This is a genomic window from Vibrio sp. 10N.222.51.C5 (genome assembly GCF_041474575.1).
Taxonomy (GTDB): Bacteria; Pseudomonadota; Gammaproteobacteria; order Enterobacterales; family Vibrionaceae; genus Vibrio; species Vibrio crassostreae_C.
In genome coordinates this window covers 3,947-4,166 of sequence record NZ_JBFRUJ010000002.1, presented here as the reverse complement: position 1 = coordinate 4,166, position 220 = coordinate 3,947, and the positions used below count along the sequence as shown (strand labels likewise).

At 37.7% G+C, this 220-nt stretch carries 1 tRNA gene; it reads left to right on the top strand.

Annotated features, from left to right (window positions below):
• Positions 1–67: 67 nt before the first annotated feature.
• Positions 68–143, top strand: a tRNA-Asn gene (locus AB4558_RS00045).
• Positions 144–220: the final 77 nt, after the last annotated feature.

Here is a 220-nt window from a genome sequence, read left to right as displayed (position 1 = left end):
TCGAGGCACCATTATTTGGTACTTAACAAATAATGGTCTTTATAGACCTGATGTTGAGACAAGTAATTCCCCTTTAGTTCAGTTGGTAGAACGGCGGACTGTTAATCCGTATGTCGCAAGTTCAAGTCTTGCAAGGGGAGCCATTTTTAAAGGACTTCATTTTATATGAGGTTTTAATTGAAGAGTTTAACTCTTTAAGCAAAGAATTTAGTGTGCCGAC